Source organism: Enterococcus rotai, assembly GCF_001465345.1.
Taxonomy (GTDB): Bacteria; Bacillota; Bacilli; order Lactobacillales; family Enterococcaceae; genus Enterococcus_L; species Enterococcus_L rotai.
The window spans coordinates 2,007,069-2,033,084 of the sequence record NZ_CP013655.1 but is presented as its reverse complement, the minus strand read 5'-3'; the positions used below and the strand labels follow the sequence as shown (position 1 = coordinate 2,033,084).

Annotated in this window: 25 protein-coding genes and 1 tRNA gene; 4 read left to right on the top strand and 22 right to left on the bottom strand. The window is 35.8% G+C overall.

What is annotated here, in order from left to right:
- Positions 1-69: 69 nt before the first annotated feature.
- The 17 genes from ATZ35_RS09430 to map all read right to left on the bottom strand — a co-directional run bounded on the left by ATZ35_RS09430 (position 70) and on the right by map (position 17,589).
- Positions 70-3,213 (bottom strand): glycosyltransferase, encoded by a 3,144-nt coding sequence (locus ATZ35_RS09430; RefSeq protein WP_208930461.1) that lies wholly within the window; start codon positions 3,211-3,213, stop codon positions 70-72.
- Entirely contained in the window at positions 3,203-4,420 is a 1,218-nt protein-coding gene (locus ATZ35_RS09425) for an ABC transporter ATP-binding protein (protein WP_208927014.1), read from the bottom strand. Before ATZ35_RS09425 ends, ATZ35_RS09430 begins: the two co-directional genes overlap by 11 nt.
- Positions 4,421-4,474: 54 nt before the next feature.
- A complete protein-coding gene (locus ATZ35_RS09420) occupies positions 4,475-5,269 on the bottom strand; it encodes an ABC transporter permease (protein ID WP_208927013.1) in 795 nt (264 codons plus the stop codon).
- A gap of 151 nt (positions 5,270-5,420) precedes the next feature.
- Complete coding sequence (locus ATZ35_RS09415; RefSeq protein ID WP_086280336.1) at positions 5,421-5,765, bottom strand: hypothetical protein; 345 nt, start codon at positions 5,763-5,765, stop codon at positions 5,421-5,423.
- A complete protein-coding gene (locus ATZ35_RS09410) occupies positions 5,765-6,106 on the bottom strand; it encodes a DUF2304 domain-containing protein (RefSeq protein WP_208927012.1) in 342 nt (113 codons plus the stop codon). Before ATZ35_RS09410 ends, ATZ35_RS09415 begins: the two co-directional genes overlap by 1 nt.
- Positions 6,106-6,834, bottom strand: a complete 729-nt coding sequence (locus ATZ35_RS09405; protein WP_208927011.1) for a glycosyltransferase family 2 protein — start codon at positions 6,832-6,834, stop codon at positions 6,106-6,108. Before ATZ35_RS09405 ends, ATZ35_RS09410 begins: the two co-directional genes overlap by 1 nt.
- A gap of 20 nt (positions 6,835-6,854) precedes the next feature.
- On the bottom strand, positions 6,855-8,381 hold the full coding sequence (locus tag ATZ35_RS09400; protein ID WP_208927010.1) for a DUF2142 domain-containing protein: 1,527 nt from the start codon (positions 8,379-8,381) through the stop codon (positions 6,855-6,857).
- A gap of 10 nt (positions 8,382-8,391) precedes the next feature.
- Positions 8,392-9,234: a dTDP-4-dehydrorhamnose reductase gene (gene rfbD / locus ATZ35_RS09395; RefSeq protein ID WP_208927009.1), complete on the bottom strand. Its 843-nt coding sequence runs from the start codon at positions 9,232-9,234 to the stop codon at positions 8,392-8,394.
- A 178-nt stretch (positions 9,235-9,412) separates the two neighbouring features.
- Positions 9,413-10,441 (bottom strand): dTDP-glucose 4,6-dehydratase, encoded by a 1,029-nt coding sequence (gene rfbB, locus ATZ35_RS09390; protein WP_208927008.1) that lies wholly within the window; start codon positions 10,439-10,441, stop codon positions 9,413-9,415.
- Positions 10,442-10,465: 24 nt separating this feature from the next.
- Positions 10,466-11,038, bottom strand: a complete 573-nt coding sequence (rfbC, locus tag ATZ35_RS09385) for a dTDP-4-dehydrorhamnose 3,5-epimerase (protein ID WP_208927007.1) — start codon at positions 11,036-11,038, stop codon at positions 10,466-10,468.
- 13 nt (positions 11,039-11,051) lie between these two features.
- Complete coding sequence (rfbA, locus tag ATZ35_RS09380; protein ID WP_208927006.1) at positions 11,052-11,921, bottom strand: glucose-1-phosphate thymidylyltransferase RfbA; 870 nt, start codon at positions 11,919-11,921, stop codon at positions 11,052-11,054.
- A 125-nt stretch (positions 11,922-12,046) separates the two neighbouring features.
- Positions 12,047-12,760, bottom strand: coding sequence for a glycosyltransferase family 2 protein (locus ATZ35_RS09375; protein WP_208927005.1), 714 nt, complete (start codon positions 12,758-12,760; stop codon positions 12,047-12,049).
- A complete protein-coding gene (locus tag ATZ35_RS09370; protein ID WP_208927004.1) occupies positions 12,761-13,594 on the bottom strand; it encodes a glycosyltransferase in 834 nt (277 codons plus the stop codon).
- Positions 13,594-14,373 (bottom strand): glycosyltransferase family 2 protein, encoded by a 780-nt coding sequence (locus tag ATZ35_RS09365; protein ID WP_208927003.1) that lies wholly within the window; start codon positions 14,371-14,373, stop codon positions 13,594-13,596. Before ATZ35_RS09365 ends, ATZ35_RS09370 begins: the two co-directional genes overlap by 1 nt.
- Positions 14,374-14,614: 241 nt before the next feature.
- Positions 14,615-15,751: a glycosyltransferase family 4 protein gene (locus tag ATZ35_RS09360; protein WP_208927002.1), complete on the bottom strand. Its 1,137-nt coding sequence runs from the start codon at positions 15,749-15,751 to the stop codon at positions 14,615-14,617.
- 133 nt (positions 15,752-15,884) lie between these two features.
- The gene (locus ATZ35_RS09355; protein ID WP_208927001.1) at positions 15,885-16,799 is read right to left on the bottom strand and encodes a YihY/virulence factor BrkB family protein; all 915 of its coding nucleotides are present in this window, start codon (positions 16,797-16,799) and stop codon (positions 15,885-15,887) included.
- A gap of 25 nt (positions 16,800-16,824) precedes the next feature.
- Complete coding sequence (gene map / locus ATZ35_RS09350; protein ID WP_086280294.1) at positions 16,825-17,589, bottom strand: type I methionyl aminopeptidase; 765 nt, start codon at positions 17,587-17,589, stop codon at positions 16,825-16,827.
- Positions 17,590-18,059: 470 nt separating this feature from the next.
- Between map and ATZ35_RS09345 the strand changes: the two genes are divergently transcribed.
- Entirely contained in the window at positions 18,060-18,503 is a 444-nt protein-coding gene (locus ATZ35_RS09345) for a flavodoxin (protein WP_208927000.1), read from the top strand.
- A gap of 69 nt (positions 18,504-18,572) precedes the next feature.
- Here the strand turns inward: ATZ35_RS09345 and ATZ35_RS09340 are convergent, their stop codons facing one another.
- Positions 18,573-19,145 carry a TetR/AcrR family transcriptional regulator gene (locus ATZ35_RS09340; protein ID WP_086280288.1) on the bottom strand — a complete coding sequence of 191 codons (573 nt, stop codon included), beginning with the start codon at positions 19,143-19,145 and terminating at the stop codon, positions 18,573-18,575.
- A 253-nt stretch (positions 19,146-19,398) separates the two neighbouring features.
- Between ATZ35_RS09340 and ATZ35_RS09335 the strand changes: the two genes are divergently transcribed.
- A complete protein-coding gene (locus ATZ35_RS09335) occupies positions 19,399-20,637 on the top strand; it encodes an aminopeptidase (protein WP_208926999.1) in 1,239 nt (412 codons plus the stop codon).
- Positions 20,638-20,740: 103 nt separating this feature from the next.
- On the top strand, positions 20,741-21,349 hold the full coding sequence (locus ATZ35_RS09330; protein ID WP_244148142.1) for a uracil-DNA glycosylase: 609 nt from the start codon (positions 20,741-20,743) through the stop codon (positions 21,347-21,349).
- A 134-nt stretch (positions 21,350-21,483) separates the two neighbouring features.
- On the opposite strand, the gene ATZ35_RS09325 is transcribed toward ATZ35_RS09330, so the two are convergent.
- The 4 genes from ATZ35_RS09325 to ATZ35_RS16880 all read right to left on the bottom strand — a co-directional run bounded on the left by ATZ35_RS09325 (position 21,484) and on the right by ATZ35_RS16880 (position 25,653).
- Complete coding sequence (locus ATZ35_RS09325) at positions 21,484-23,883, bottom strand: glycoside hydrolase family 3 C-terminal domain-containing protein (RefSeq protein ID WP_244148141.1); 2,400 nt, start codon at positions 23,881-23,883, stop codon at positions 21,484-21,486.
- A gap of 130 nt (positions 23,884-24,013) precedes the next feature.
- Positions 24,014-25,045 carry a helix-turn-helix domain-containing protein gene (locus tag ATZ35_RS09320; protein WP_208926998.1) on the bottom strand — a complete coding sequence of 344 codons (1,032 nt, stop codon included), beginning with the start codon at positions 25,043-25,045 and terminating at the stop codon, positions 24,014-24,016.
- A gap of 218 nt (positions 25,046-25,263) precedes the next feature.
- Positions 25,264-25,337, bottom strand: a tRNA-Arg gene (locus ATZ35_RS09315).
- A gap of 193 nt (positions 25,338-25,530) precedes the next feature.
- Positions 25,531-25,653: a hypothetical protein gene (locus tag ATZ35_RS16880; RefSeq protein WP_279614904.1), complete on the bottom strand. Its 123-nt coding sequence runs from the start codon at positions 25,651-25,653 to the stop codon at positions 25,531-25,533.
- Between the two features lie 179 nt (positions 25,654-25,832).
- Here ATZ35_RS16880 and ATZ35_RS09310 point away from each other — a divergent pair, with 179 nt between their 5' ends.
- Positions 25,833-25,979, top strand: a complete 147-nt coding sequence (locus ATZ35_RS09310; protein ID WP_208926997.1) for a hypothetical protein — start codon at positions 25,833-25,835, stop codon at positions 25,977-25,979.
- Positions 25,980-26,016: the final 37 nt, after the last annotated feature.

Below are 26,016 nucleotides of genomic sequence, written 5' to 3'. Positions count from 1 at the left end.
AATGACCATTATCTCTATGCAGCTAAAGTTACATGAATAATGGTGTTCCTTATAATGAAAGATCTGATCTTATTGATGTCTTGGATTTTTATAAACATCTATTAAATCTTGTTCCGACCATTTATCAGTCAATGATTTAAAATTACCTTTTTTATCATTCGTCTGTTTTTTTTCTTCTGCTTTAAAGATTGCATAAGAACAATAAACAATTTTTTTATCTAGTTGTTTCCCAACTTTCAAGGATAAGTCCGCCCCCATAAAGTCTTGTCCTAACTCTTCATTGATACCAGAAACAGCAAGGTAATCAGCTTTTCTGAAGATCATACAGCTTTCAGAAGCTGCCTGAACGTTTCTTGGTAACGCAATACGGTAATAATACCCTAAACTCTTACCTGGCGTACCTTGTTCTGGATAAACTAATCGTTTTTTCTCTGTGTCGATAGACATACCGATATTTTCAATACGATAACGAGAGTCAACAATTCGACCTGTGACAATTCCTGCTGTTGGTTGTTGAATCATATTCATCATCTCAACTAGCCAATTGCTTTTCGTTGGTACTAGACCCGCATCTAAAAGAATGGTGTATTCACCTGTACTTGCTTGAACTAATTCATCTCTTCTTTGTCCATCACTATAAACAAGTTTATTACTAGTTGAATGAACTTTTTCTTTCATTTGCTTCGGTAACACAATATCGTAATGTTCATAAATGGTTTTTTCTAACAATTTTTTCAAATAATCATTGATATCAGCAGTGTCATTCGTAATCACGATAGATACTTTAGGTGTTGTTTCATAGATATAATTGATTTTATATGAACCATAAAACTCCGCTATTTCAACCGTTGCTTTAATATTACGACGATCCATTGCTGCTTGTACTGCACGTTGTCCAGCAACATAAGCATATCCTTTACTTTCAGGATTCAAAGCTGTTGAAGATTCAATCGCGCGCCAATGATACATCATACCTGGAATATGAGCAATATTTTCTGCATTTTCAGTCGCACGTAAAACAAAATCATAGTCTTGAGCACCGTTAAATTCAGTCTTTAACCCACCCGTTTTTTCTAGTAATGAACGCTTCACTACGACAAAATGAGTAATGTAATTGTGATTCAAGATCAATTCGGAATTCCATTTTGATTTATAAAATGCGTTGAATCGTTTACCACTCTCAGTGACTTTGTCTTCATCCGTATAAATAAAATCGATTGTCTGATCTTCATTCAACGCTTTGACAACCTCATATAACGCTTGCGGTGCTAATTCATCATCATTATCCATAAAACCAATATAATCACCAGTTGCGATTGTTAACGCTGAATTTGTCGCTTCTGAAATATGTCCATTTTCTTCGCGGTAGATGACTTTGATCCGATCATCTGCATCAGCGTATTTTTTTAGTAATGGTTTGATGTAGTCACTTGGTGACGCATCATCTGCTAAACATAACTCCCAGTTTTCATAGTACTGGTTTTGAAGTGACGAGACACAAGCATCCAACCATTTCTCTTCAACATTATACACTGGAACAGCTACAGAAATTTTAGGTTGGAAGGAAAATGTTTTGATTTCTTCTAAAATTGCTGATGGATCAACTGGCGTTTCCTGTTGTTCTTGGCGTTTGAAATACCATTTCATTGAACCAATAAGTCCTCTTGTCTGAACAGAACGCATTGCTCGTTGAATTTTATTGCCTGGTTGAATCATATTTGGTTTTTCCAAGCGGTATTGTAATTTCCGTCCATTATTTGCAGAAACATTCAAGATATAGGTTGGTTGATCTTCTGAATCTAAGACTTCAATCACAAAACCATATTCTTGATCACCTTTTAGCTCAAACATATCAATAACATCTCGACGGTATTCTGTTGTTACAGAATACTCAACTGCTGATTCAGCGGATACTTTAAAGTTGATTGGTAACTTATCTTCTTTAGAATACGCCCAGCCACGAATTACAGTCTTTTTCTCTTCAACATGACGAACGATGTCATCAATATTAAGGGAAACAAGTGAATCAAATTTACTGATTGATACTTTTTTATAGGTTGTCATTTGTTTTTCACTCACCATTAATTCTGTATTTTTTGACTGATTTGTTTCTGCTTGCTGTGCGACCACATAATCGATCAACCCATGAATCGTATCAGAAAAATTGCCTTCGTACTTGTAATCAACTGTGATTGTCATCGTTTTACCAGCAATTTTTTGGTCGCTTATTTCCATAACAGGCACTTGATCATCAGAAAAGAAATATCGTACTTCTTTATTGTAAACGGCATTTGTTGCACTAGGTTGAATGGTCTCTCCATCAACGGTCAAATCTACATCGACTACTACACCTGTTAAACTTGGAAAAATTTTCAATAATTTAATATTTTCTGGTATATCGATCGTAAAGATTTTATTTTCACCTGATACATTATTCAGCTGAACATCGAATTCTTTTTGGTCTTCCTCGCCACAATCATACAAGAAGTGAATATTCTTTCTGAAACTTGAGTTTTCAGGTATTGTACGAATCGGATTTTCTATTGCTTCAGCAGAAAGTGCATAAAAATACTGATAGACTTCCCCAAATGGGCGTGCTTTGAATGCAGCACGAACTTCCACCGGCAAGTCTTCATAGTTAGATTCCAGTTCATTATACCCAACTTCGTTGATCGTAAAATCTTCTTTAGCAATAAATAAACCAATTTCTTCAAAAAGTTTTTCAAAACCGCTTTGAACGAAGAAGGATTTGTGTGTTGCATCTAGTAATCCTGTTTCACGCCAATCTAATTTATTGTTGAATAGATCGATCAAAACAGAGTTATGAGCAATATTTGGAAAAGTTATCAAAATTTGACCTTTCGCACTTAAAAAAGGTTTCACTTTCATCAATGCATTCTTGGGATTCATCAAATGCTCTAACACATCCGCAAAAATAATATAATCAAAAGTTTGGCCTTCAAAATGTTTCGTCCAAGCTTCTTCATCGATATTTCCATAGAATCCGTCATTAGAAAACTCGCTAACGTGATCATATAGCTCTTTATCTAGCTCAACGATTGCTACATAGCAATTTTTTTCTTCCATCAAATATTTTGTCATCCGACCATTTCCAGGTCCGAATTCTAATACTCGGCTATTCTCTTTAATTTGGGCAACGATTTTACCAACGCTGGTACTCTCATCAACTTCCATTTCAAAATCATATTTCATCTTCAATAGTGTCCTTCCATTCATGATCTAAAATGACAATGCCTTCTCCTGCATAGCGCCCACTGATAAACATGTTCAGGTATTTCGTTTTATAGACCAATGGTACTGTGGCGTGCTCTTCAAAGAATGCAATATCAAAGTAATATTCCCCTGTTAATAGAGACATTTTCCCATATTCCAAGTAAAAGACATTTTTACCTTTTTTCCAAGGTATTTTAACGCCATCTAGCAATGTGTTTAGTCCACACACATAATTATTATCAACTGTTCTGATCGCTACCCCACAAACTGGTGATTTTATTGTATCGTTTTTAACAGTGTACTCCAATTTAACAATAACCTTTTCATCTTGCGTAACGATCTCTAATGGTTCCAGTGCATAATTTAATAATGTCGCTTTATCAACCTCAATAATATCAGGGACTGTTTCTTCATTTTGAATTGTTTTTTCACGATCAACTGTTTTGATCGATTTTTTCTTCAAAAAGTTTTCGTAATTTGTTGTAACATCCATCGTATCACCATACTCTACGACTTCGCCATTTTTCAACCAGAACGTCCGGTCACAAAAACGACGAACAGAGTTAACATCATGGGAAACAAAAAGAATCGTCTTACCAGAATTTTTGATTTCAGTAAATTTCTCCATACATTTCAGTTGGAATTCTAAATCTCCAACTGCTAAAGCCTCATCAACAATCAAAATATCAGGATCAACGTTGATTGCTACTGCAAAAGCCAAGCGAACGAACATCCCGCTAGAATAGGTTTTTACAGGTTGATATAAATGATCCCCAATATCAGCAAACTTGATGACATCGTCTACGCGCTCTTCCATTTCTTCTCTGGAAAAACCAAGAACCATTCCGTTTAGAAAAATATTTTCATAACCAGAGTATTCTGGATTAAAGCCCGAACCTAACTCTAATAGTGCAGAAATTTTTCCGTCTATTATCATTGAACCAGAAGTTGGTGTCAAAACACCCGTAATGATTTTAAGGATCGTTGATTTACCAGAACCATTTTCTCCAACAAAACCGATCATTTCCCCTTTTTCAATTTGCATTGTGACATCTTTTAAGGCATAAAAAAGATCATGATACGTTTTTTTCATTGGATTCAGCGCTTCTTTAAAACGATCAGAAGGTTTTTTGTACATATTATATGTTTTTGTTATATTCTGTATATCGATTGCATAATCTGACATTGTTTACTCTCCTTGTGCTTATCAATCCACATTTAATTTCATCTCCGTGCTATGCTATAGGACATCAGAAAAATGTGGTTTCAAACGTCTAAATACAGTTGAACCAATTAATAAAAGAACGATTGTAAAGCCCCAGAAATATAAGCCATACTGCCAATGTTCCCAGAACCAAGCGCCACCAGTAAATGAATCACGATAGCCTTGAATAATGTAATACAGTGGGTTCAATTTCAATACTTTTTCGATCCAACCTGAAGGCTGCCATAAAATGGGTAGAGTCCACATGATCGTTTGCATTGCTACATTGATAAATTGCATGATATCTGGCAAGAATGGTTGTGTAGACGAAGTAAGCCAGGTCACACCTGTCAAGAAAATAATCAGACAAAACAGATAATAAATCAACTGTAAACTTTGTAATGTGGGGTAAATACCACTTAACGAGGTAATACCAAAACCAATTATAATAAAAAATAAATGTGTATATAAGTTTGAAAGAATCTTTGATGTTGGCAAAATCTGCACATTAAACACTACTTTTTTTACAAGATAGCTATACTCTCTAAAAACGTTTGTTGCTGATAACAATGAGTCTGAGAAAAAGAACCATGGAATCAACCCTGTAACGAGATATACGATAAAAGGATATTCTTCGTTAGCCCCTTGTTGTCGTATTTGCGAAAAAACAAACCAGTAAGTCAATACCGTCACTAACGGTGTTATGAAAGCCCAGACAATCCCTAGTGCAGACCCTGCATATTTTGATTTAAAATCATTAAATGAAAACTGTAATAACAGTTTTCTATTTTCAAAAATATTTTTAAAAATAGATAGTGTTTCTCGTATCATTGATTCTGTTCCTTTCCTATTTCCATTGCATTTTTATTTCTACTAAAAATAAGCTGCATAACATTACTAGTTTAAAGAATATACACTCTTTTTTCAAGTTATGTAAATATTTTCTTAAGATTTAAGGAGTAAATGCCGATTTTATAAGAAATTATTTTGCTAACTGGATAATAACAATCCCTAAAATAATGACCCCTGTGCCAATCACTGTTCCAAGTGAAACTTGTTCTTGTAAAATTAACTTTGATCCTACTAAAACAGCAATATTCGTAAAAGCAACGCCCATTGGAACGATATAAGATACTTCTGATTTGCTAATGATGACCATCCATAAAACAAAACTAAGCATATAACATAAAAACCCGATAATCGTTGTAAAAGACATTGAAAAAGAAAAAACAGCATTCGTGATTTGAATCGTATTTGCTTGCGAACCTAATTTAACTAGAATCAAACCTGAAGTTGATAAAACGACATATATTAAGAATAAGAACATTATTTTTTCTCCTTTTTCGCTTTTAATATTGAGAGTTCTTGAATTAACAATTTTATTTGGTTCTGCTGTTTTGACAACAACGCTGAATTTTTGATTTCAATAAACAACAGCACTAAAATTGCTGCAAACAACAAGAAATTAGAGGTTGTTTCAAAGCCTAGCTGGGTAGCTAGCCATTCTGGCAATCCAGGGAAAACAGCAAAAACGACTAATCCAGCAGAGATAAACAACCATCTAATCACATTTTTCAATAGAAAAATATTCTTGTTGATTGATCGAATGATATACACAAAAAAGAACAACGAGAAAATCAGCATTTCAATTCTTAGTATCGGACTCATTAATCTCCCTCCCTCATAAAACCTGAAACAATGATGGCAATGCTTACTTCAACCATGTATTTAACCGAAGTAAATGAACGAATTGAAGATTGACCACCAGAGCGCTCCATCATATTAACAGCAACTTCTTTAATGCTAAATTTCTTTTTCAATAAATGCACCGTCGATTCTGGTTCTGGATAGCTTGTCGGATATTTTTTTGAAAAATAAGCAATGATTTCTTTATTACAAGCTCTGTATCCAGAAGTCACATCATAGATTTTTTTTCTAGAGGATAGATAAATTAAAAAAGAAAGGATCTTGATCCCAACACGTCGCATAAACGTCGTTTGAAAATCAGCTTTTTCATCTGGTAAAAACCTTGAACCAATCACAAAATCAGCTTCTTTTTTCAAAATCGGCTGTACAACATAATCTAAACTATTGATATCATGCTGCCCATCACCATCAAATTGAACTGCAATATCGTAGTCATTTTCCTTTGCATATCTATATCCAGTTTGAACAGCCCCACCAATTCCTAAGTTCATAACTAAATGAACTGAATTAATTTGATTGTCATCTAAAATTGCTTGTGTTTTATCTGTCGAGCCATCGTTGATCACAACATAATCAATCGTATAAGAATAATTTTTGTTATTGTTTTTCTTAAACTCTTCAATAGATTTAATTGTGCTCAAAATATTCTCTTCTTCATTGTACGCTGGAATAATTAATAATATTTTCAATTCATCTTACTCCTTTATAATTAGCCTTTATAATAATTTCCTAAAGTGAGTAATATCATTGTCAATAAGAAATACGTTGCTATAGATAAAACCCAAATGTTCTGTGCATATTCTGACTTTTTCATTAACGCTCTTTGTTCACTCAATTCCGTTTGAGGATAAAAAAGTTTTGAACTATTCACAAAGATCGGTAGTAGAACTAGTAAACCAATATAATATCGTCCTTGTACGCCTTCTACTGTTCCTAGTCCCACAGGTGTCCAAGTCAAGTATTGACTTAAATTAATGGCAAAAATAATCCCTACCATAACCACTGCGGTGCCTAAAGAATTCAAGTGATTTTTAGCTTTTATCTCTAATGGATAAAAGACAAACAGTCCACCTATATAAACCAAATACATAAATGCAATATGTGGTGATCCATAAGAAAACCAACCAAACGTAAACAATTCAAGATACTTACTAATTGAATCAACTATTCCAGAAAACATTAGCTTGATTGCTGTTGGGACATTGTGTACCATAAATTTAAGTTGTTCCGTCGGATCTTTTTCTGGAATCCTGTTTGCTGGCGTAAATGTCGTATAGTAATAATACCAAAGCAAGGCTATCATTGCTGCTATAATTACCGCTCCTAAAGCTATGAAATACGTTTTTCTATTTTTGTATTGACTCGGTTTGATAAAAATCAAAATCCCCGCTAGCATCACATAAGGTAATTTACAAGTAGCTAAAATACCACATAATAGTACAAACAAACCAATTTCTTTCGCTGCAATTTTCGTTTCAGCTGTAATAAAATTAATAAATAGTGACATGGCTAAGAAAACCAACCCATACGAAACACCATCTTGATTATACGAGGCTGCAAGATAAACTGTCATTGGTAGCATTGTGACAACCGCCATCGGCACCTTGAACTTTTTTACATTTTTGATAGCAAAATAAGACAAAATTGCGTAAACAATCAAATTAAGTAATCTACCTAAATAAAAACTCCAATACAGATTGATATTCAGCAATTTTCCTAACGACCAACCAATAGCTTGTGGTATGTAACTGATAAACGAATACGTTGCTGTAAGTGAAATAATCGTTTCTTCATTTTGTTTCGTTGTATGTTGCTCTTTCTTTAAATCATTGTGATAGTTTTGATGTATACGGTCTAAAACAACTCGAAAATCTTTAGAAATTTTCAGTTGATCAGCCTTGTCACTCATGCCAAAATGCCCCTCTGAAAGATACACTGCTCGTGAAAAATGAGCGTGTTCATCTGGTGTATCTAAAACAGGGGTGGTAAACGTAAATAACGACCCCATCAGTATAATAATCCACAACGTACTTTTGGCTAGATTTTTCCCAATCAATAAAATACTAAGTATGCTAAACAAACCTGTCAATAAAAGTATTTTTTTAGGTACACTTGAAAATTGAAAAAAATACAATGTAAAAACTGTAAAAATTATAAGTAGTGCCACTAGATATTTCCATCTTTGTTTAAAAACTACCTTGAACCACCCTGTAAATTTTGCTCCCCAAACCAACACTTTTTTCCTCCTATTTTTTTGTACTAATCAACATTTCGTGCAACGCTTTTTCCCAAGTCGGAATATCAAAACCTAGTGCTTTCGTCTTACTAAGATCCATCACTGAATATTTAGGTCGAGTTGCTTTTTGAGGAAATTTACTTGAATCCACTGGTAAAATTTCAACCTCAGTATCTTTTAAAATTTCTTTTGCAAACTCATACCAATTACAGCTATTATCATTGGATAGATGATAAATACCATAAGCAACTTTTTCTTTTATAACAAACACCATAAATTCAGCTAAAGTTCTAGTCCAAGTCGGGCGACCAAATTGATCATCCACAACCGTTAATTGATCGCGTGTTTCAGCTAGTTTTTGCATTGTAAAGACAAAGTTATGTCCATATTGGCCAAACACCCAAGAAGTACGGATAATATAATATTTATCCATGATTTCTTGAACAATTTGCTCACCTAATAGTTTAGTACGACCATATTCATTTTGCGGATTCGTTTGATCATCTGTTTTATACATCTCATCTTTTTTCGTACCATCAAAAACATAATCTGTACTAATATACACTAACGTTGCATCTACAGATTTTGCTGCAAGTGCTACGTTGCGCGTACCCTCTACGTTGATTTTCTCGTCTAATTCTTTTCCTTCGTCTTCTGCCTTATCCACAGCAGTGTACGCTGCACAATGGTAGATTACTGTCGGTTTTAACTTCGTAATATAAGCCATTGTTTTTTCTGCATTCGTAATATCTAGTTCTTTTGAATCAGTGGAAACGTATTTCATTCCCTGTTCATCTAACAAATGACGTAGTTCCGTTCCTAATTGTCCATTACCGCCAGTTAAAAGTATCATTCTATTTCCTCCTTTGATAAGCAAGCAGCAAGAATTTCGCCCTTTCAGCCTGTTATCAATTCGTATTTAGAGCGTGGAGCAAAACCATTTTTTAGTTTTGTTCCACGCTCAACAAGTCACTATTTTAATCACACTCGGTTAAAATCAGATGTAAGATATCCTCGAAATAGGATAGCGATTATTGACCGTTCTTCGCATAATTGGCTTCGACAGCTTCTTTATCTGTTTTCCACCAGTCTGAATTTTCTGTATACCACTCGATCGTATCTGCTAAGCCATCACGGAAATTAGTGAATTCAGGCGTCCAGCCTAATTCTTCCCGTAATTTTGAAGAATCGATCGCATAACGTAAATCGTGTCCAGGACGATCGTTTACATGTTCATACGCATCTTTTGGTTGATCCATCAGCTCTAAAATCAATTCCATTACTGCTTTATTATCTTCTTCTCCATCGGCACCAATCAAGTAGGTTTCACCGATTTTTCCTTTTGTCAGAATCGTCCAAACAGCAGATGAATGATCATTTGTATGAATCCAATCTCTAACATTTTTACCAGCACCATATAATTTAGGTGTGATTCCGCTCAAAATGTTGGTAATTTGACGTGGAATGAATTTTTCAATATGTTGGTAAGGTCCATAATTGTTAGAACAGTTAGAAATTGTTGCTCGTAGGCCAAATGAACGTCCCCAAGCTTTAACCAATAAATCCGAGCCTGCTTTTGTTGAAGAGTATGGACTTGATGGATTATAAGGCGTTTCAGCAGTAAATTTTTCACCTGCACCTTCACCATGTCCTGGTAAATCTTCTCTTAATGGTAAATCACCATAAACTTCATCAGTCGAAACATGATGGTACCGCACATCATTTTTACGGCACGCTTCGATTAGCGTATAGGTTCCAATGATATTCGTTTGTACAAAAGGAAATGGATCATTCAATGAGTTGTCGTTATGTGATTCTGCCGCGTAATGAACAACCGCATCTGTCTTCTTCACTAATCGATCGACTAACTCAGCATCAGCGATGTCACCTACAACTAATTCAACACGATCAGCTGGTAGTCCTTCAAGATTTTTTTCATTTCCTGCATAAGTTAATTTATCTAATACCGTCACATGAACTTCTGGATGGTTGTTTACTACATAATGAACAAAGTTTGAGCCGATAAATCCAGCTCCACCAGTAACAATGATGTTTTTCATCTTCAAGATCTCTCCTAGATTTTTTTAGATTTCACCATAAATAAAAGAATTCTCTGCTTCAAATTCTTTCAATGTCGGGTGATTTTTATCTTTTTCAGACGTAATTGCTTTTTGGATATCGATCGGCCAATCAATTGACAAATCAGGATCATCAAAGGCAATCCCGCCATCTGCAGCTGCATTATAGTAATTGTCACATTTATACATAAAATTAACATTCGGTGTCAATGTTACAAAACCATGTGCATATCCTTTAGGCACTAATAGTTGACGATGGTTATGTTCTGATAAAATGTAGCCTTCCCATTGACCATAAGTCGGACTCCCTTTACGGATATCTACGATCACGTCTAATACTGCCCCTGTTACAACACGAATCAACTTCGTTTGAGCTGCTTGCCCTTTTTGGAAATGTAAACCGCGTAATACGCCAGCTTCACTTGAAAGAGAATGGTTATCTTGTACAAAATCAAAATTCAAGCCTTGCTCGGCAAATTTTTCTTTTGAATAGCTTTCCGTAAAGAAGCCACGGTGATCACCGAAGACATCCATTTCAATGATTTTAACGTCTTGTAATTTTGTGTCGATTACTTTCATTCTGTCTTCGCTCCTAGTCTGTTTCTGCCAATCTTAATAAGTATTGTCCATAACCATTTTTCTTTAATGGCTGTGCTAATTCTATCAACTGATTTTTTGTGATATAGCTCATTCTATAAGCGATTTCTTCTAGACAAGCTACTTTTAAATTTTGTCGCTTCTCAATCGTCTCAATAAAAGTCGATGCTTCTAAAAGCGATTCATGAGTACCAGTATCTAACCAAGCAAAGCCTCTGCCCATTAGTTCAACTGATAATTTATTTTTTTCTAAGTAGACTTTGTTAACATCCGTAATTTCTAATTCGCCACGATCAGATGGTTTGATATTTTTTGCGATTTCAATCACATCGTTATCATAAAAATACAAGCCAGTCACCGCATAATTTGATTTTGGTTTTTCTGGTTTTTCTTCAATAGAAAGAGCTTGCATATCGCTGTCAAATTCAACCACACCAAATCGTTCTGGATCATTCACATGGTACCCGAAAACAGTTGCTCCACTCTCTTTTGCGGCAGCACGTTGTAACATATTAGACAGTCCCCCGCCATAATAAATATTGTCACCCAAAACAAGACACACACTATCATCACCAATAAACTCTTCGCCAATAATAAATGCTTGAGCTAATCCGTCTGGACTTTCTTGTACAGCATATTCAATATGAATCCCAAGATCTTTCCCATCCCCAAATAAACTTTCAAAACGAGGTGTGTCATCGGGTGTAGAAATAATTAGAATTTCCTTGATACCTGCTAGCATCAATGTCGACATTGGATAGTAAATCATTGGTTTATCATAGATAGGCATTAATTGTTTTGATGTTGCTTTCGTTAATGGATATAATCTGGTTCCACTTCCTCCAGCTAAGATGATCCCTTTCATAAAAAAACTCCTTACACTCTTTTTTATTGTCATTCACTGACATTACTAATTGCTATTATTGCATTATTAGCAATGATTGTCATTCATTTTAAGAATATTTTACAAAACTGTAAAATAGCCATTTTCTATGAATTAAAAAAAATTCTTTTGAATAGAACATAACTAATTGCACAGCGCCATTTCAATTGTTGAAAAAAGCTGGCTTTTGTATTGATTTCACTCGCATTGTTATTATGTCTGCGATACAACGTAAGTGTTTGCGGAATCAATGCACTTTTATTTTTATAGGCTGCAATTAAACCGATCCACATATCATGCATAGGCACTTTAGCTGGTATAGGCAAGATCCTTGATTTAAGACTGCCACGAAAAGCCATCCCTGCGCCAATATATTTATTTTTCACGATGTTGTGAAGAAAGCCTAATGTCACCTTTCGATACTCAAAGTAAGATGGTTCAATGACTTGTAACTGTTCATCAACGATCACTAAATCACTAATAACCAGATCAATTTTAGGATGAGAAGCAAAAAAACTCAGGGTTGTCTGAACTTTTTCTGGCAACCAAACATCATCTTGATCAGCCAAAAAGATAAAGTCTCCCTGGCTTTGATTAATTGCAAACTCAAAATTAGCAATCACACCTTTGCCGGGACCTTTAAAAAATTTGATTCGTTCATCTTGCGCTGCATAGCGATTGATGATAGTCACTGTCTCATCTTTAGAACCGTCATCAGAGATGATCAGTTCATCAGATGCAGTCATTTGAGGTAAAATACTGGCAAGTTGCTCTTCTAAATAGTTTTCTCCATTATATGTTGCTATACAAATTGAGATCATTTATTTTCCTTTCATTAGTAATCGATACTCTAAAAACGTACGTCGCCAAATGTTCCGATTCTTAACAAGAAAAAATTGTTTCACCGATCTTAGCAACAAATGTCTTCTGTGAATGTAAAATTTACTCTGATCATATTTTTGATAAAAAAGACTTTCAGCTCGAATAATCGACTCATATCTTTGACTGCTGAGTGTTTCATAATTCAAAACAGATAACTCATGATCTAAGTGATGATCTAAGACACAAATTTTTTTGTTCAATTGATAAATTTTCCAAAAAAGCCAATGATCTAAAAAATCTAAAGGAAAATCTTGATTAAATGAACCAATGCTTTTTAAGATTGTTTTAGGCAACGCGGTTCCAGAATTAATACTCATGATCTGCTGTGAGTAGATGCCGGCTTTAGGCAACTCAGAATGACGTCCGATATAATCTTCCGAAAAGACAGGCGAGATTTGTCTAGCCTGAGCGAACACCAGTGGAACATAAGCAGCAATCGCTTCATCCAAGGTCAAGGTTAAGAGCGTGGCAAGATAACGATCATCCAATAATGTATCTTGATCAAGCAGTAATAGAAGATCGCCTTGAACCTGACTAAAATATTGGTTGCCAGCATTATAAGCCTGCGCCAAGCCAGGATTCGTTGCATCATGGATATACCGTACCTGAGCATGCTGAAATAATTCGTTAGCTTGCGGTTCAGGACTATTATCATAAATGAATAGATAGACCAACTCATTTTCAGTCAGTGTTTTTTTGATAAGACCGTAACTTGGTGTCTGTGAGAATTCAGTCTGATATAAAACAATTGTAATCACCAACTTATTCTCCACTAGAAAAACCTCCAACCCCATTTGTTGAAAAACTTGATCATTGATTGCATAAATATCTTAAATAATTTCTTGTTTTTATGTGCACCTTTTTCATACAAATGCGTTACAGTTTCAAAAGGGGTATACAAAATTTTATACCCTGCTTTTCCAAAACTTAAACAAAGGTCATTGTCTTCAAAATACATGAAGAAGCGTTCGTCAAAACCACCGATTTGTTTAAATTTATCGATATCGATGACCATAAAACAACCGGACCCCATTTTAATATAGGAGGTTTGATCGTCTGGCAAATCACGACATTCATAATACCTCAGCCGTTTGTCAAATAGCTTTTTGACCGATTGAAACGGAACAAAACGCAACATGTAATCGAATACGTCTAATTTCTGACGGACTAAGTATTGAGTCGTTCCATCTGAGTTCAACACTTTTGGACAGACTGCGGCAAGCGGCTCTTCTTCTATTCGCTGAAGCAGCTTATCCAACGCCTCTTTTGTAAGCAAAACATCTGGGTTAAAAATAACAGCATACTGTGTGTCAACCATTTTCAGTATCTGATTATGACCGTAGCCAAAGCCTTTATTTTCTTCTGATTTATGCATGGTAATAAAAGAACCATACAGTTCAAGTTGGTTTATATACTCTTGTTCAGAAGCATTATCAAATATATGTATATCATAAATTGACTCTAGGCCGAGTTCGAGTTTTAAATTATCAAGCACATCAAAAATATGACGGCTATTGTGAGTAACAATGGAAATTGTTATTCTATCATTCATATTTTTGCACCTCGTTTGAAATAAGATGAATTCAGCCAGTGATTCTTAGACTAGTTTACCCCACCTAAACTTTTAGCTATCAAAAATGTTTTCAAAAAGAGAACATTCTATGCATCAACTTTTTATTTGAATTCTAGGAAAGCGGAGCAAAACTTACTGAGTCTTACTCCGCTTTTTCCGTTTACCCAATCAATAAATTATAGCACAGCTTAAAAAACCAGCAAAGATTCTTACGATTTATTTACTTTTTCTTAGAGTGTTTTCCTAATCTTTTTTCTAACTGTTGATGACGAAACTCTCGATTGCCAAACATCCGCAAAATATACATCAACGGCTGATGATTTTCTCCAACTAAACCAATCATTTCAATAAACAATTCCAGCCCAATCGCACTAAAAACAATCAGTAGAATCGAAGCAACATTACTTGCATAGCTAAATAACAACGCGACAAATGAAAAAACCAATGCCAAACCGTAAATTGTCATGACTGCACCTTTATGTGTAAAGCCAAGTGACAACAATCGATGATGTAAATGCATCTTATCAGCAGATGAAATCGGACGTTTATTCATTAGTCGGCGAATAATCGCATAAACTGTATCCGTAATTGGTACACCTAAAATAATCATTGGTGTAATAACCGTGATAAATGTCGCATTTTTCAATCCTTGTAAGGACATCACGGCAATCATAAAGCCTAAAAACAATGCTCCTGTATCACCTAGAAAAACTTTAGCAGGATAAAAATTATACGGAAAAAATCCCGCAATACTAGCAACTAAGATAAAAATCACAATCGGAATATAAACTGTTTTAGCATGAAGGAAAAAGTAGCCGATCACACCGATCGTTGTTAAACTGATGATTGAAACACCAGATGCAAGTCCATCTAAACCATCGATCAGATTGATGGCATTTGTAATAGCCAAAATCCAAAATAGTGTCAGCGGCAAACTAAGCCAGCGTAAATCAATATGTCCAAAAAACGGCAAAGTTACGGCATCGATCCGAATTTCCGCTACAAAATAAATGACTAAAGCCCCTAACAGAATCCCTAGTGTTTTTTTCTTTGGCGACAATTCGTAAATATCATCGATCAAACCTGTTGCAACCACAATCCCCGCACCTAAAATAATCGGCCAGATATAATCAACTGGTATAATCGACTGAAACATAACTAAACAAGAAAAAGCAAAGACAAAATAAATGCTTAAACCTCCTGCTGTCGGCATGATTTTAGTGTTTATCCTTCTTTCACCTGGAGCATCATAGGCGCCTATTCTAAAAGCCAATAGTTTAATAATTGGTGTTACAATCAGCGATAAAATAAACGTCAGAAATAGACGAATAACAATTTCATAAATAAACATCGACATGCTGAACCTACTTTCTTAATGTACATCGTATATTATACCGAATCATTCCACATTTACAAGTTGGAACAGGTGTTTCCACAGCTTAGGAAAAGCCTGCGTTCCTACTCATTTATCTGAATCAAAAGCAATCGAGCTATTTCTTTAACTTTTCTTTTATTTTATCAACTAAACGATTAATCAACCCGTAGCGATGCTGGATTTTTTCATTTGACAGATATTCTTTGACAACAGCATTGATAATACCACCTAAAATAATGATCGTAGCTGCAAAATTCAGCCATAGCATCAAAATGATAAAACTTCCTATAATTTGATAACTAGCGATTTTTGAACTGAAATACGTAATATAGAGTCCAAACACTTGTGATAACAACATCCAGCCTACAGTTGCAAATACAGCACCAGGAACGATGGAACGAAAGGTCAGTTTAGCATTAGGAACAACCCGATAAATCAAACACATGATCACTAAAAGCACCAACGATGTAATCGGCCATTTTAACGCTTGGAAAGTATCAATAAAATCCGTGGAAAAATGAAAAATCGGCTGTAACAAATCTAAAATCGTTTTACCTAATCCTAAGACACCAACTACTCCTACAATTGCCGTCAAAAATAAAAGAATAACAAACAATGACATTAAGCGGACAATAATAAAGTTTTTTCGTTGCTCAACGCCAAAAGCCTTGTTCATTGCGGTTTGTAAAGCATTAATACTTTGACTGGCACTCCATAAAGCTGCTAAAGCAGAAATAGAAAGCAAACTGCCAGATCGTTGTGTTAGTAATGACTGAATCGCCGGCTTTAAATCATTGAAGATAGCTTCCGGGATCGCTTCTGCGATATAAGGCAGAACATCGTTTGGATCAATATGTAAATACGGTAGGATATTTCCTACCGCAATCAATAGAGGAAACAAGGACAAGAGTAAATAGTAAGCCACCACAACAGATGTATTGCCAATTTCCGAATCGACCATTCGATTTTGTGTCGTTTCGATGAAACGCATCAAGTTCTTGTTACTCTTTACTTTGTCCACTAGTTTCATAAAATTCTCCTCTAATTTAAGTTCATTAGTATGTCAACTCTTCTCCTTGAGAAGTCAAAATTTTCGGACCCTCTTTCGTAATTGCCAACGTATGTTCAAATTGACAACTGAGTCCACCGTCTAAAGTATACGCTGTCCAGCCATTTGGATCCATTTTCATACGCCAAGTTCCAGTATTGACCATCGGCTCAATCGTAATAACCATTCCTTCTTTTAGTCGAAGACCTTTACCTGCTTCACCATAGTGAGGGATCACAGGACTCTCGTGAATCGTTGGACCAATACCATGTCCTACAAAATCTCTTACGACAGATAAGTTTTCACTTTCAACATAAGTTTGGATCGCATGACCAATATCCCCAATACGATTACCGACTTGCGCTTGTTCGATCCCTAAGTACAACGCTTTTCTAGTCACTTCCATTAAGTGATCTAATTCAGGTGTTGAGTTCCCTACAACATAAGCCCAACAAGAATCTGAAACAGCCCCTTTTAAATCAATACACATATCTACTTTGATCAAATCACCATCTTTCAATGGTTTTTTCCGAGGAAATCCATGACAGATTTCATCGTTGATACTGCAGCAAGTAGCATATTTATAGTCCTCAAAACCAATTTGGGCAGCAATGCCGCCATGACTTTCAATAAAGTCTCTCACAAATACTTCAATATCCCAACTTGTCACGCCGGGTTTAATAAACGTACGTAAATGACGGTGAACATCTGCCAATAACTCTCCAGACTCATCCATCATTTCAATTTCTCTTGGTGATTTTAATGTAATCATTTAATCTCGTCCTCCTAAATTTAAAAGCTGAAAGAGCTCATTCAGCCTTGACAGGAAAATAGGAAATTATAAATGAGGTGTTCTTTACCTCATTTATAATTTATCTTTTTCCCGAAAGGCTAGCTCTTGAAGCTAGATAACAATAAAAGCGCAGCAGGCTCGTTTAGGCTCGTAGAAAAATAGGAAAATAGGATTGTGACGCTTTTTGTCACGAGCATATTTTATCTTTTTTCATAGAGACTAGCCCACATAGCTAAATAATCTTTATATAAGAGTATTTTATCATAATTTGTGAAAATTTCACTGAAAAGTCATTGTTAAACATTACTTTCACATTTTTTCTTCATCCACACCTGCTATAAACGCTGCTATAAAAGTAACTTCTTCCTTTTCAGCTTCAATTTTGTAATTTACACGACCTTCGTTCTTCTGATATAATCAAGGTTGTATTATTTGAAGGAGGAAATCTAATGACCTTAGCTAAAATCGTTTATGCAAGTATGACTGGAAATACAGAAGAAATAGCAGATATCGTTGCTGAAGCTTTAGAAAATTTAAATATTGAAGTTGAGATCAACGAATGTACACAAGTGGATCCTGAAGACTTTGAAGATGCAGACATTTGCGTTGTCGCAACTTACACATATGGTGATGGTGAGTTGCCTGATGAAATCGTAGATTTTTATGAAGAGTTACAAGAAATCGATTTATCTGGAAAAACGTATGGTGTTTGTGGTTCTGGGGATACTTTTTACGATGATTTTTGTAAATCAGTGGATGACTTTGACGCTGTGTTCACAAAAATTGGTGCTTCAAAAGGCGCAGATAGTGTAAAAGTTGATTTAGCTGCTGAAGAAGAAGATATTCAAAATCTCGAAGCTTTTGCGAAAAAACTAGCAGAAGCTGTACAATAATTATTGAAACAATTAAAGACCAGAGCAAACCCCAATGAGTTTTGCTCTGGTCTGTTCTTTTTAGTAGATCTAACTATCGATATCGATCGGTTCATCCCGCTCTAATATCTGATCGATTGACTCTTTCATCAAGTGTTCGATTTGTTGTTCGCTTGGATGAATGATTCCAGATGTCATCAACGCAGCAATTCCCGTTGCGACGATCCACGTTCCCATATGAAGAGAATTGATTTCTGTATCATTTAATTTTTCATAATCCGGATCTTGTTTGACTGCGTTGGAAAAATAACTGTACGAAAATTCCTGCATTCTTTTTCCCCCACCGTACTCTTCCAAATATAGCGCACGATATAGTTTACTTTCATTTTTAGCAAAATGGATATAATTTAAAGCCAAGTCGACAATCGTATTGCCTGTATGCGTGACAGGGAATACTTCTTTTGCTAAATATTGATGGATCTTTTCAAATAGTTCTTCTTTCAGATCATCCATATTTTTGAATTCCAAATAAATTGGTTGTGTTGAGCATTTCATTTTGGTTGCAATGTTACGTGCGGTGAATTTCGAAAAGCCTTCAGTGGCCACTACTTCGTATGCAGCATTTAAAATCTGATCTTTAGTAATCGTTTTTTTTCTTGCCATAATCTTTCAATCCCCTCTACCTATCTTACAACGCTTCCATATAAATACTACAGTTATTGTAACACGATTTGTTTATTCTGCAAAATACTAGTCCCTCGTTTCAAATTATTTTATTTAATTGATTACACGGGTCTTTCGAGGCATTTTTCTAAGAATTAAATAAGCTCTTAATGCTACTCGATCGTTTGAGTTCAAGCTCTGTACGTGTTATGATATTCACGATTATATAAATGCAAAACTAGGAGGCTATTCTATGTCATTACCAAATTTTAATGAGATTTTAAAAAAATACGCTAGACTGATTGTTGAAACTGGTGTCAACGTTCAAAAAGGACACAGCATCGTTTTACAAATCAGCGTTGATCAAGCACCACTGGCTCGTTTGATCACAGAAGAAGCCTATAAATTAGGTGCTGGCGAAGTGATCGTTCAGTGGAGTGATGATCTTGTGCAACGTGAATTTTTACTACATGCTGATGAAAAATATTTGGATAATATTCCTCAATATAAAATAGATCAAACAGATGACTGGGTTAACAAAGGAGCTAGTCGTATCAGTGTTGTCTCTGCTAATCCTGATGCTTTAGCAGGAGTTGATGCTGATCGTGTTGCCGCTTTTCAAGCTGCTTCTGGCAAAGCATTGGTCAACTTAAGAAAAGCAACACAAGCGAATAAAGTCAGCTGGACAGTCGCTGCTGCTGCTGGCAAAGAATGGGCTGCTAAAGTTTTCCCTGACCTAACAGACAGCGAGTCTCAAGTAGACGCTCTTTGGGATGAAATCTTTAAAACAACTCGTGTGTATGAGGCAGATCCTGTTGCAGCCTGGAAAGCTCATGACAACAAACTAGCAACCAAAGCGGACGAATTAAATAAAGAACAATTTAGTGCTTTGCATTACACAGCTCCAGGCACTGACTTAGTGATTGGATTGCCGAAAAACCATTTGTGGGAAGGTGCTGGTAGCGATAACGTTCGTGGCGAAAAATTCATGGCCAACATGCCGACAGAAGAAGTCTTCACTGCACCTGATAGACGTCGTGTTGATGGTGTTGTTTCTAGTACTAAACCACTTAGTTATGCTGGAACAACGATTTCTGGTATGAAATTTACCTTTAAAGATGGAAAAGTCGTTGATTTTTCTGCTGAACAAGGTGAAGAAGTATTAGCGAAGTTACTTGAAACAGACGAAGGCGCACGTCATTTAGGCGAAGTTGCTTTAGTGCCAGATCCATCACCGATTTCTCAATCTGGCATCATTTTCTACAATACTTTATTTGATGAAAATGCCTCAAATCACTTAGCTTTTGGCTCAGCGTATGCTTTTAATCTACAAGGCGGAACTGAGATGAGTGAAGAAGAATTAAAAGAAGCAGGCTTAAACCGTAGTCATACACACGTTGATTTCATGGTTGGATCAGATCAAATGGATATTGACGGCATTAGAGAAGACGGCACACGTGTTCCGATTTTCCGTAATGGTGATTGGGCTTAAAATGAAAAAAACGTGCTGATTGCATAAATCAGCACGTTTTTTTAGAAAGAAGACATCCATCATGAACTATCCTAAAAAATTAGTTGAAATCGTTGAATAAAAAATGCACGGTCATCAGCTAGAAGGGTTTCTTTCTGGAAAAGGTCCTAAAAATGCAGTATTGATGTTAATCGGAGAAGCTCCTGGGGAAACTGAAATCAAAACGAACATTCCTTTTAGCGGTAGATCAGGAAAAAAACTAGATGGTTGGTTAGCACAAGCAGGATTAAACCGAGAGGATATCTACATCACTAGCGCAGTTAGAAGCAGACCTTTCAGTATCAAACAGCAACGCAATAAAAAAACTGGTCTCGTCGAAACAAAATACCCTAACCGAACACCTAATAAAGCGGAAGTATTGGCTTATGCACCATTATTAGATTACGAAATCCAAATAATCCAGCCTAAAATCCTTGTACCAATGGGCAATACTGGTCTGCAACGTCTTTTAGGGAATAATTTTAAGATTTCAACCTATCATGGACGATTGCTCCATTTACCAATTCTGACTTACTCAAGTGAGACAAATCAGCTTACTGCAACGAGTGATACCTACACACTGTTTCCAATCTATCATCCTGCAGCTGTTTTTTATAATCAAAAGCTTGAGTCTACTATTGAACACGATTGGTCATTTTTAGGGTCTTATTTGCAGAATATCGATCTGAGTTAAGTGTTGGTCGTTGACCTGAGGATCAATCTCTGTACTCCACATTATTTGGCGTACACCCCTAAAAAATCAGGCATTGTTAGTTATGAGGTGTCATGACTTAGCAAATTAAGAACGATAGACTCAATCAGATAAGTTTACTTTGATTTTTTCGATGGTATATTTTTGATAACTTTTGTTGTACCTTTAAAGAAATGACCATCCACCGCCATCATCATGCCAGCTAACATTTCTTCATTAATCGATCCACCTGTCATACGGGATAATGTACGGAAAGGCATGCTTTGTACCAATAAAATGGCATTCGCCGCATGAGGCTCTCCTTTTTTCATTTTATTCTTATACATGCGAAGAATTATCCAATTAACAAACTTACCGACAACTCCCTTAGTGGCTGTCTCTACGATACTTGTATTCAAATTGACTGGAGCTTTACGATCCCAATTTGAATCTGGTAATTTATAGCCGACTAAAGCTTCAAAATCACTGTCTGAGATATTATGGATATCGAGCTCTTTATAGCTTTTAGGAATATTGCACATTGTTACAGGTGCTTGAATCCCATTTTTAGTCACTTCTATGACTTGATGAATGGTGCGCGAACTGCTGCCTACACGAATTTCATAAGCCCCTTCTTCAATGGCCCAGCTTTCTGTTTCTACATTGTAAAAATGGAAGGCGTGGTCAGAAAGCTCAATGGTTACACGTTTTTTTTCATGCGCTTGCAAAGGAACTTTCGCAAAGCCTTTCAATTCTTGATCTGCTCGCATTAATGGTGAGTCTTTTTTATGTACATAGACTTGTACGACGTCACTCCCACCTACAGCCCCCGTATTGGTAACTTCTAAAGTTATATGATTATCTTCAAACATAACATGATTGTAGGTGAAGCTTGTATACGATAAACCGAAACCAAATTCAAATTGAACGGGTATTTTTTTCGTATCAAAATAGCGATATCCTATAAAAATACTTTCACGATGTTCTGATATAGCTTCTTTACCAGGAAAGTAACCAGCCGATGAGACATCTTCGTATGATAACGGGTAAGTCTCGGATAGTTTTCCAGAAGGGTTCACTTCACCCGTTAAGATTTTCGCAAGGGCTTTACCACCACCTTGTCCAGCAAGATAGGTATGGATACAAGCATCACTTTCATTGATGAATGGTAAACTCATGACAGCTCCACCGGCAAGCAATACGATTATTTTTTTATTGAGTTTGGTTAACTGATTGATGAGTGTAATTTGGTCTTGTGGTAAATCGAGGTGACTGCGATCTACCCCTTCTGACTCATAGCTTTCATCTAACCCCAGAAAGACTAGGAGCGTATCTGCTTGCCCAGCAGCTTGTAAAGCTTTATCATAGACAGCTTTTTTTGTATTACCGTAACGCTCGAAGCCTTTTGCATAAGCCACGACCTCAATATCTGTTTCATCTAAGGCATTTAAAAGATTATCCAGCTTGTAAGCATTGATTGACGAACTACCAGCCCCTTGATAACGAGGTGTTTCTGCAAAATCGCCAATCACTGTGACTTTCGTTTTAGGATTTAAAGGTAAACAATTATCTTTGTTCTTTAATAGAACCATCGACTGACTTGCAATGTCGACAGCTTTTTCGTGATGTGCTTCCATATCGGCAGCCTCAGCAGGTAAGGGCTTAATTTTATTCACAACTTTTAAGAGCTCTAAAACACGGGTGTCAAGTAACGATTCTTCAAGATCTCCAGAACGGACAGCGTTTACGATTTCTAAATCGGTAACACCAATGGTTGAAGGCATTTCAAGTTGGTTACCAGCCTTTAAACCAGCAACGCGGTCATTATTGCCGCCCCAGTCTGTGACAATTAAGCCATCAAAGCCCCATGTTTTTTTGAGTACTGTATTTAAAAGATAATCGTTCTCATTGGTGTATATGCCATTGACTTTATTATAAGAGGTCATCATCGAAATTACCTTTCCCTCTTGGACAGCCATTCTAAAAGATTCAAGGTAAAGTTCATGTAATGCACGTTTATCAACAATTTCATCAATCGTCATTCGTAAGTACTCTTGAGAGTTAACAGCAAAGTGTTTCGCACACGCCGCAATACCTTTCTCTTGCATACCTCGAATCAGTGCAGATGAGAGTTTACCAGATAGGTAAGGGTCCTCTGAAAAATATTCGAAGTTACGCCCAGATAATGGATCACGTTTGATATTCATACCAGGTCCTAAAACAACACTAATAGATTCTGCTGCAGCTTCTGTACCAAGCACTACTCCCATCTCACGAATGAGATCAACATCCCAGCTATTTGCGATAGTCGCTGCAGTAGGGAAACATGTTGCTGGAACACTTCCATTAATCCCTAAGTGATCAGCATCACCAATTTGCTTACGCAGCCCATGGGGACCATCTGTGAGCATAATCGCTGGGATGCCATGTTGTGGCAAACTCTGTGAATACCAAAAATTTTCTCCTGACATAAGGGATGCTTTTTCCTCAAGTGTCATTTTTCCAACAAGTGCACGATAATCAATTTCATATGTCATGATACAATATCCTCCTCAACCTGAATCTTGAAATAGTTAAGTTCAAGATATAAGAGTATTATAGAGTGATTTGAATACCCTGTCATTGTCTTGGAAAGTTAAAAAAAAAGACTATTTAGCCTTTTAGGCACTAAATAGTCTTTTCACGATACTCTTTTGGTGTAACACCCGTCATTGATTTAAATAATTCATAAAAATAAGTCATGTTTGTATAGCCGACTTTCTGGGCAATTTCCATGATCGGCTCATCCGTTTTCCGTAACATTTCCTTAGCTTTTTCGATGCGAACCTCCTGTAGTAAATCCGTATAAGTTTTTCCAGAAACTTCCTTAATTATGCGATTAAAATAGGATTTAGAAAATTTCAAATAATCAGCCAAATCAGTCAAACTGGCAGAACCATAGTAATGTTCTAAATATTGAGTTACCTCATGAAATACTAGTAGTTTATGGTTTCTCCCTGAGTCTTTGACTATCGTTGTCGTTTCTTTAGAGAACCCGTCCAGTATACGAAGGCTAGCAATTCGAACCATGTCAGCATATCCTATAGTACGTACCGCTAACTCATCACGTATAAGTTCTGTGTAGTGTCTTAAAAATTGTCCGCCATCTTTAGTATCGATAAACCACGCTTCGCTATCTTTATATTGCACTTTGAAAGACTGATTGATGAAATGACGAAACTTCGTGTTTTGTATAGCCTGAAGTGTGTTATCCTGAAAGAAATTTTCATTAAAGCCAATAATATACAACTCTAGTGGTTCCCATGAAATGACATCACTATGATTTGTATTTGAATTAATAAACAAGGCAGAACCAGTATTCAGCGTATAAAAATCTTTTTGAACCTTAATGCGTAATGATCCCTTAGTTACAAAGTAAAGTTCTAGGTGTTTATTACGGTGATACGGACTTAGTATTTCGTCGTATTCGGGAAGAAATCCGTTATGATTGAGGCCTGTTTTCAAAGATTCTATCGTCGAACTATCAAAATTAAATTGTTCAGGTTCTAAGTAGACAAACTGTGTTTCACTATGAAGGATATGATTTTGTACAGTCCATTTTGTAACGTAGAGCAGATCATCAAAATACATTTGCCCCAAACGATTATACTTAAGATTTGAATTGTTAGGATACCCACGGATATTATCCTTTATTTCCATAACATACCTCTTTTATTTTTTCTACAAACTATAACATACCCTTATGAATAATCCCTGCTTAATTGATTGCTTACCTTGTACAACAAGGACATGGTGAGATAAATGGACAAAAAGTGTCTACAAAGATTTAAAACTATTTAATTGAATGGTATTATATAGGAACATGTATAAAAAACTGAAAACCGTTATTACAAAGGCTTCCAGCGAACTTTCTATAACGTCCCAGACAGGAATCGAACCTGCGACGTTTCGCTTAGGAGGCGAACCCTCTATCCTACTGAGGTACTGGGACAAAACAAAATTTAATACTCCCCTCCGACTAATTAAAAACCAGATGTGTTCTCTCTTTGGAGGCAATCGCTCTATCCTACTGAGCTACGAGAACATTCACCTATATATTTTAGAAGTCTTTTCAGTCAGTGTCAATGAAAAATAAAAAGAAAGCAATCCTGACCTAAAAATCAAGACCGCTTTCCCAACAGTTTCTATTTTTTAACGTTCTTTTTGCCTTTCAGCATTTTAACCAAATAAAGCCCACCGACAACAACGGCTAATGTTTTCCCAATTTTACCATTTCTTGCAACTTTTTCTTCTTTTGTTTTACTCATGCTGTTCACTGCCTTTCAATTTTAAACTTATTATACATATCTTTATCTTATATTATAAGGACTTCTAGCTAGTTCCGCTAATCATCTGCTTATAGTCAAAAAACTCGCAAAGTCTATCTATCGATGTTAAGGTTGAGTCATACCATTCGGTAAATAAAAAGAAAGTAGAGGTAACATGTATGACTGATAAACCAAAAGAAAAAGTGTTTGCTGAACGCCAAGATAATTATAAGCAGGAAAAAGAAGAAATTTTTAAAGAAGCGTTAAAAGACTATCATGAAGAACCCTCAGGAGAAACAATAGAAAATGACGAAAGTAAGGCATAAATTAAAATAGACGAAGTGAGTATTGAAACAACCAACT

What these genes read in the sequence shown, in the direction of transcription:
- rfbC (WP_208927007.1), bottom strand. Translation starts at nt 11,038, where the DNA reads ATGAAAGTAATCGACACAAAATTACAAGACGTTAAAATCATTGAAATG.
- ATZ35_RS09325 (WP_244148141.1), bottom strand. Translation starts at nt 23,883, where the DNA reads ATGACATATGAAATTGATTATCGTGCACTTGTTGGAAAAATGACACTT.
- rfbA (WP_208927006.1), bottom strand. Translation starts at nt 11,921, where the DNA reads ATGAAAGGGATCATCTTAGCTGGAGGAAGTGGAACCAGATTATATCCA.
- ATZ35_RS09340 (WP_086280288.1), bottom strand. Translation starts at nt 19,145, where the DNA reads ATGGCAAGAAAAAAAACGATTACTAAAGATCAGATTTTAAATGCTGCA.
- map (WP_086280294.1), bottom strand. Translation starts at nt 17,589, where the DNA reads ATGATTACATTAAAATCACCAAGAGAAATTGAAATGATGGATGAGTCT.
- rfbD (WP_208927009.1), bottom strand. Translation starts at nt 9,234, where the DNA reads ATGATACTTTTAACTGGCGGTAATGGACAATTAGGAACGGAACTACGT.
- ATZ35_RS09425 (WP_208927014.1), bottom strand. Translation starts at nt 4,420, where the DNA reads ATGTCAGATTATGCAATCGATATACAGAATATAACAAAAACATATAAT.
- ATZ35_RS09415 (WP_086280336.1), bottom strand. Translation starts at nt 5,765, where the DNA reads ATGTTCTTATTCTTAATATATGTCGTTTTATCAACTTCAGGTTTGATT.
- ATZ35_RS16880 (WP_279614904.1), bottom strand. Translation starts at nt 25,653, where the DNA reads ATGAGTAAAACAAAAGAAGAAAAAGTTGCAAGAAATGGTAAAATTGGG.
- ATZ35_RS09410 (WP_208927012.1), bottom strand. Translation starts at nt 6,106, where the DNA reads ATGAGTCCGATACTAAGAATTGAAATGCTGATTTTCTCGTTGTTCTTT.
- ATZ35_RS09335 (WP_208926999.1), top strand. Translation starts at nt 19,399, where the DNA reads ATGTCATTACCAAATTTTAATGAGATTTTAAAAAAATACGCTAGACTG.
- ATZ35_RS09320 (WP_208926998.1), bottom strand. Translation starts at nt 25,045, where the DNA reads ATGGAAATAAAGGATAATATCCGTGGGTATCCTAACAATTCAAATCTT.
- ATZ35_RS09375 (WP_208927005.1), bottom strand. Translation starts at nt 12,760, where the DNA reads ATGATCTCAATTTGTATAGCAACATATAATGGAGAAAACTATTTAGAA.
- ATZ35_RS09355 (WP_208927001.1), bottom strand. Translation starts at nt 16,799, where the DNA reads ATGAAACTAGTGGACAAAGTAAAGAGTAACAAGAACTTGATGCGTTTC.
- ATZ35_RS09420 (WP_208927013.1), bottom strand. Translation starts at nt 5,269, where the DNA reads ATGATACGAGAAACACTATCTATTTTTAAAAATATTTTTGAAAATAGA.
- ATZ35_RS09330 (WP_244148142.1), top strand. Translation starts at nt 20,741, where the DNA reads ATGCACGGTCATCAGCTAGAAGGGTTTCTTTCTGGAAAAGGTCCTAAA.
- ATZ35_RS09345 (WP_208927000.1), top strand. Translation starts at nt 18,060, where the DNA reads ATGACCTTAGCTAAAATCGTTTATGCAAGTATGACTGGAAATACAGAA.
- ATZ35_RS09365 (WP_208927003.1), bottom strand. Translation starts at nt 14,373, where the DNA reads ATGAATGATAGAATAACAATTTCCATTGTTACTCACAATAGCCGTCAT.
- rfbB (WP_208927008.1), bottom strand. Translation starts at nt 10,441, where the DNA reads ATGAAAAACATCATTGTTACTGGTGGAGCTGGATTTATCGGCTCAAAC.
- ATZ35_RS09430 (WP_208930461.1), bottom strand. Translation starts at nt 3,213, where the DNA reads ATGAAATATGATTTTGAAATGGAAGTTGATGAGAGTACCAGCGTTGGT.
- ATZ35_RS09360 (WP_208927002.1), bottom strand. Translation starts at nt 15,751, where the DNA reads ATGTCGATGTTTATTTATGAAATTGTTATTCGTCTATTTCTGACGTTT.
- ATZ35_RS09310 (WP_208926997.1), top strand. Translation starts at nt 25,833, where the DNA reads ATGACTGATAAACCAAAAGAAAAAGTGTTTGCTGAACGCCAAGATAAT.